This is a genomic window from Streptomyces sp. NPDC102259 (assembly GCF_044766465.1).
Classification (GTDB): Bacteria; Actinomycetota; Actinomycetes; order Streptomycetales; family Streptomycetaceae; genus Streptomyces.
Map to the genome: position 1 here is coordinate 1 of NZ_JBIWMA010000062.1, position 6552 is coordinate 6552.

The 6552-nt window shown below is 51.6% G+C and carries 1 protein-coding gene, 1 tRNA gene and 3 rRNA genes; 4 read left to right on the forward strand and 1 reads right to left on the reverse strand.

What is annotated here, in order from left to right; translation table 11 throughout:
* Positions 1-535: gamma carbonic anhydrase family protein (locus ACIRPU_RS44295; protein WP_403878934.1), on the reverse strand; the 535-nt coding region annotated here is incomplete at its 3' end.
* A 506-nt stretch (positions 536-1041) separates the two neighbouring features.
* On the opposite strand from ACIRPU_RS44295, the gene ACIRPU_RS44300 reads away from it, so the two are divergent.
* The 4 genes from ACIRPU_RS44300 (at position 1042) to rrf (ending at position 6222) form a co-directional block, all read left to right on the forward strand.
* Positions 1042-2583, forward strand: a 16S ribosomal RNA gene (locus ACIRPU_RS44300).
* A gap of 206 nt (positions 2584-2789) precedes the next feature.
* A tRNA-Glu gene (locus tag ACIRPU_RS44305) sits at positions 2790-2865 on the forward strand.
* Positions 2866-3099: 234 nt separating this feature from the next.
* Positions 3100-6007, forward strand: a 23S ribosomal RNA gene (locus tag ACIRPU_RS44310).
* Positions 6008-6106: 99 nt separating this feature from the next.
* A 5S ribosomal RNA gene (gene rrf, locus ACIRPU_RS44315) occupies positions 6107-6222 on the forward strand.
* The 16S, 23S and 5S rRNA genes sit together here with 1 tRNA gene alongside, the layout of an rRNA operon.
* Positions 6223-6552 lie beyond the last annotated feature (330 nt).

Consider the following 6552-nt stretch of genomic DNA (forward strand, 5'->3'; position numbering starts at 1 on the left):
CTTCCGACAGGTATTCATCTTTCCAGCGTACATAGTTGTTCGAAGAATAAAGCAACCCTTCCAACTCGGCGGCGGTTAACGGCCGAATCTGGCGTGCCGGGCTACCCATATAGAGATAGCCGCTGGCCAGACGTTTGCCCGGCGCCACTAAACTGCCGGCGCCAATCATCACGTCGTCTTCTATTACTGCACCGTCCAACAGGATTGATCCCATACCGACCAGCACTCGGTTGCCGATGGCGCAGCCGTGCAGCATCGCTTTATGGCCCACGGTCACGTCTTCTCCAATCAGCAGGGGATAACCGTCAGGGTTATGTTCGGAGCGATGAGTCACGTGCAGTACGCTGCCGTCCTGAATATTGCTGCGTGCGCCGATCTTTACCGCATTGACGTCGCCGCGGATGGCGACCAGCGGCCAGATACTGACGTCATCCGCCAGATCGACGTCGCCGATGACGACGCTGGAAGGATCGATCAGGACGCGCTGACCGAGTTTAGGGGTGTATTGAAGATAAGAACGTACTGCATCGGACATAGTGCTGCCTCACCTCGGGATCATATTTACCGGCAATACTAGACTCTGACGATGGAATTACAACCAATCTCAGCGCCGGATCCTGCGGAAAATGGCCCTGATCGCACAAGATCCACCCGGAAGGGCTGAAAAGTGTGCAAACAGAAAGAAAAGATCAAAAAAGGGGTTGTGCAAAAAACTCGGATCCCTATAATGCGCCTCCATCGACACGGCGCAAGTGATTCACTTCACACAGCGGCCGGGAAGAAAGAGAAAAAATCCTGAAAATTAGGGTTGACTCTGAAAGAGGAAAGCGTAATATACGCCACCTCGAGTTAGCAAGCGAAAGCGACTAACTCACTGCTCTTTAACAATTTATCAGACAATCTGTGTGGGCACTCCACAAGACGATATCCAGCATCTTCGGATGCAAAAAAATATCAAGTCTTGAAGAGTGACTAACTGAAGTAAAATTCATGCAGTAAATCTTTGAGCATCGCTTCTCGAGTGGAAGCAAATCAAGCTTTTAATTGAAGAGTTTGATCATGGCTCAGATTGAACGCTGGCGGCAGGCTTAACACATGCAAGTCGAGCGGTAGCACAGGGGAGCTTGCTCCCTGGGTGACGAGCGGCGGACGGGTGAGTAATGTCTGGGAAACTGCCTGATGGAGGGGGATAACTACTGGAAACGGTAGCTAATACCGCATAACGTCGCAAGACCAAAGAGGGGGACCTTCGGGCCTCTTGCCATCAGATGTGCCCAGATGGGATTAGCTAGTAGGTGGGGTAATGGCTCACCTAGGCGACGATCCCTAGCTGGTCTGAGAGGATGACCAGCCACACTGGAACTGAGACACGGTCCAGACTCCTACGGGAGGCAGCAGTGGGGAATATTGCACAATGGGCGCAAGCCTGATGCAGCCATGCCGCGTGTGTGAAGAAGGCCTTCGGGTTGTAAAGCACTTTCAGCGAGGAGGAAGGTGGTGAACTTAATACGTTCATCAATTGACGTTACTCGCAGAAGAAGCACCGGCTAACTCCGTGCCAGCAGCCGCGGTAATACGGAGGGTGCAAGCGTTAATCGGAATTACTGGGCGTAAAGCGCACGCAGGCGGTTTGTTAAGTCAGATGTGAAATCCCCGGGCTCAACCTGGGAACTGCATTTGAAACTGGCAAGCTAGAGTCTCGTAGAGGGGGGTAGAATTCCAGGTGTAGCGGTGAAATGCGTAGAGATCTGGAGGAATACCGGTGGCGAAGGCGGCCCCCTGGACGAAGACTGACGCTCAGGTGCGAAAGCGTGGGGAGCAAACAGGATTAGATACCCTGGTAGTCCACGCTGTAAACGATGTCGATTTGGAGGTTGTGCCCTTGAGGCGTGGCTTCCGGAGCTAACGCGTTAAATCGACCGCCTGGGGAGTACGGCCGCAAGGTTAAAACTCAAATGAATTGACGGGGGCCCGCACAAGCGGTGGAGCATGTGGTTTAATTCGATGCAACGCGAAGAACCTTACCTACTCTTGACATCCAGAGAACTTAGCAGAGATGCTTTGGTGCCTTCGGGAACTCTGAGACAGGTGCTGCATGGCTGTCGTCAGCTCGTGTTGTGAAATGTTGGGTTAAGTCCCGCAACGAGCGCAACCCTTATCCTTTGTTGCCAGCGGTTCGGCCGGGAACTCAAAGGAGACTGCCAGTGATAAACTGGAGGAAGGTGGGGATGACGTCAAGTCATCATGGCCCTTACGAGTAGGGCTACACACGTGCTACAATGGCATATACAAAGAGAAGCGACCTCGCGAGAGCAAGCGGACCTCATAAAGTATGTCGTAGTCCGGATTGGAGTCTGCAACTCGACTCCATGAAGTCGGAATCGCTAGTAATCGTAGATCAGAATGCTACGGTGAATACGTTCCCGGGCCTTGTACACACCGCCCGTCACACCATGGGAGTGGGTTGCAAAAGAAGTAGGTAGCTTAACCTTCGGGAGGGCGCTTACCACTTTGTGATTCATGACTGGGGTGAAGTCGTAACAAGGTAACCGTAGGGGAACCTGCGGTTGGATCACCTCCTTACCTAAAGATATTGATTCGAGTGGCGTGCTCACACAGATTGTCTGATGAAAAAGTAATGAGCAAACAAAACCTTGTGGTATAGGTAAGTGCCGGGAGATTTGTGACTGTCCAGTGCAGTGACAAACGACAATGGCGCTCGATTTTTCACGAAAAATCTCACCTTTACCCGAAATTATCGAATCGGTGATTCGATAAGCCAATTTCGTGTCCCCATCGTCTAGAGGCCTAGGACACTGCCCTTTCACGGCTGTAACAGGGGTTCGAATCCCCTTGGGGACGCCATTCCGATAATGAGTGAAAGACATTATCACCGGTTAGCGATAACCGAAAAAATCTTAAAGATGACTTGCGAGTCATGTTTAAGATATTGCTCTTTAACAATCTGGAACAAGCTGAAAATTGAAACATGACGGCTGAAATTTATCCCTCCGTAGATGTACTGGGATGAAGAGTAACCTGTCATAGAGTCTCTCAAATGTTTGCAGCACGAACGATGGAAACATCTTCGGGTTGTGAGGTTAAGTGACTAAGCGTACACGGTGGATGCCTAGGCAGTCAGAGGCGATGAAGGGCGTGCTAATCTGCGAAAAGCGTCGGTAAGGTGATATGAACCGTTATAACCGGCGATACCCGAATGGGGAAACCCAGTGTGTTTCGACACACTATCATGTCATGAATACATAGTGGCATGAGGCGAACCGGGGGAACTGAAACATCTAAGTACCCCGAGGAAAAGAAATCAACCGAGATTCCCCCAGTAGCGGCGAGCGAACGGGGAGGAGCCCAGAACCTGAATCGGCTTGTGTGTTAGTGGAAGCGTCTGGAAAGTCGCGCAGCAAAGGGTGATAGCCCCGTACACTAAAATGCACAGGTCGTGAGTTCGATGAGTAGGGCGGGACACGTGACATCCTGTCTGAATATGGGGGGACCATCCTCCAAGGCTAAATACTCCTGACTGACCGATAGTGAACCAGTACCGTGAGGGAAAGGCGAAAAGAACCCCGGCGAGGGGAGTGAAATAGAACCTGAAACCGTGTACGTACAAGCAGTGGGAGCACCTTCGTGGTGTGACTGCGTACCTTTTGTATAATGGGTCAGCGACTTATATTTTGTAGCAAGGTTAACCGTATAGGGGAGCCGTAGGGAAACCGAGTCTTAACTGGGCGATTAGTTGCAAGGTATAGACCCGAAACCCGGTGATCTAGCCATGGGCAGGTTGAAGGTTGGGTAACACTAACTGGAGGACCGAACCGACTAATGTTGAAAAATTAGCGGATGACTTGTGGCTGGGGGTGAAAGGCCAATCAAACCGGGAGATAGCTGGTTCTCCCCGAAAGCTATTTAGGTAGCGCCTCGTGAACTCATCTTCGGGGGTAGAGCACTGTTTCGGCTAGGGGGCCATCCCGGCTTACCAAACCGATGCAAACTCCGAATACCGAAGAATGTTATCACGGGAGACACACGGCGGGTGCTAACGTCCGTCGTGAAGAGGGAAACAACCCAGACCGCCAGCTAAGGTCCCAAAGTCATGGTTAAGTGGGAAACGATGTGGGAAGGCATAGACAGCCAGGATGTTGGCTTAGAAGCAGCCATCATTTAAAGAAAGCGTAATAGCTCACTGGTCGAGTCGGCCTGCGCGGAAGATGTAACGGGGCTAAACCATGCACCGAAGCTGCGGCAGCGACGCTTAGGCGTTGTTGGGTAGGGGAGCGTTCTGTAAGCCGTTGAAGGTGGCCTGTGAGGGTTGCTGGAGGTATCAGAAGTGCGAATGCTGACATAAGTAACGATAAAGCGGGTGAAAAGCCCGCTCGCCGGAAGACCAAGGGTTCCTGTCCAACGTTAATCGGGGCAGGGTGAGTCGACCCCTAAGGCGAGGCTGAAAAGCGTAGTCGATGGGAAACAGGTTAATATTCCTGTACTTGGTGTTACTGCGAAGGGGGGACGGAGAAGGCTAGGCTAGCCGGGCGACGGTTGTCCCGGTTTAAGCGTGTAGGGGGTGTGACCTGGTAAATCCGGTTGCATACTAACCCTGAGGCGTGATGACGATGCACTACGGTGCAGAAGTAGTTGATGCCCTGCTTCCAGGAAAATCCTCTAAGCATCAGGTAACATTAAATCGTACCCCAAACCGACACAGGTGGTCAGGTAGAGAATACCAAGGCGCTTGAGAGAACTCGGGTGAAGGAACTAGGCAAAATGGTGCCGTAACTTCGGGAGAAGGCACGCTGGCATGTAGGTGAAGTCCCTTGCGGATGGAGCTGAAGCCAGTCGAAGATACCAGCTGGCTGCAACTGTTTAATAAAAACACAGCACTGTGCAAACACGAAAGTGGACGTATACGGTGTGACGCCTGCCCGGTGCTGGAAGGTTAATTGATGGGGTCAGCCGCAAGGCGAAGCTCTTGATCGAAGCCCCAGTAAACGGCGGCCGTAACTATAACGGTCCTAAGGTAGCGAAATTCCTTGTCGGGTAAGTTCCGACCTGCACGAATGGCGTAATGATGGCCAGGCTGTCTCCACCCGAGACTCAGTGAAATTGAACTCGCTGTGAAGATGCAGTGTACCCGCGGCAAGACGGAAAGACCCCGTGAACCTTTACTATAGCTTGACACTGAACATTGAGCCTTGATGTGTAGGATAGGTGGGAGGCTTTGAAGCGTGGACGCCAGTCTGCGTGGAGCCATCCTTGAAATACCACCCTTTAATGTTTGATGTTCTAACTCGGCCCCATAATCTGGGGTGAGGACAGTGTCTGGTGGGTAGTTTGACTGGGGCGGTCTCCTCCCAAAGAGTAACGGAGGAGCACGAAGGTTAGCTAATCACGGTCGGACATCGTGAGGTTAGTGCAAAGGCATAAGCTAGCTTGACTGCGAGAGTGACGGCTCGAGCAGGTACGAAAGTAGGTCTTAGTGATCCGGTGGTTCTGAATGGAAGGGCCATCGCTCAACGGATAAAAGGTACTCCGGGGATAACAGGCTGATACCGCCCAAGAGTTCATATCGACGGCGGTGTTTGGCACCTCGATGTCGGCTCATCACATCCTGGGGCTGAAGTAGGTCCCAAGGGTATGGCTGTTCGCCATTTAAAGTGGTACGCGAGCTGGGTTTAGAACGTCGTGAGACAGTTCGGTCCCTATCTGCCGTGGGCGTTGGAAGATTGAGAGGGGTTGCTCCTAGTACGAGAGGACCGGAGTGAACGCACCACTGGTGTTCGGGTTGTCATGCCAATGGCATTGCCCGGTAGCTAAGTGCGGAAAAGATAAGCGCTGAAAGCATCTAAGCGCGAAACTTGCCTCAAGATGAGTCTTCCCTGGGCCTTTAAGGTCCCTGAAGGAACGTTTAGGACTAAGACGTTGATAGGCTGGGTGTGTAAGTGCAGCGATGCATTGAGCTAACCAGTACTAATGATCCGTGAGGCTTAACCTTACAACACCGAAGGTGTTTTTAGAGAGATTTTCAGCGACGTTCCGAGATTGGTTCTGATGGCTTCATGGAAGTGAGGCGGTTGGAATGAAACAGAATTTGCCTGGCGGCAATAGCGCGGTGGTCCCACCTGACCCCATGCCGAACTCAGAAGTGAAACGCCGTAGCGCCGATGGTAGTGTGGGGTCTCCCCATGCGAGAGTAGGACACTGCCAGGCATCAAATAAAGCCGAAAGCCCTGAACTGACGTTCAGGGCTTTTTGCTATGCGTAAAATGGAAAATCCCCGTTGTAATCCGCTTCAGCTTTCATCGTACTGTTTAATATTCATCACAAAACCAACGCATTGTTTCTCTGAATGTCAGATATTCTTCGTCCGCTATTAAGTTTGGCTGTTAACTTATAAATAACAATAAAGTAACAACCAGGGCGGCAGGAAGCCAAATTTCATCATTGTTATGGCTCGGAGAATACATCATGACAGAAACAACCTCGGCTCTTGGGGATGAGCACGGCGTCGAACAGGGGGCGCTGGATAACAAGAAACGC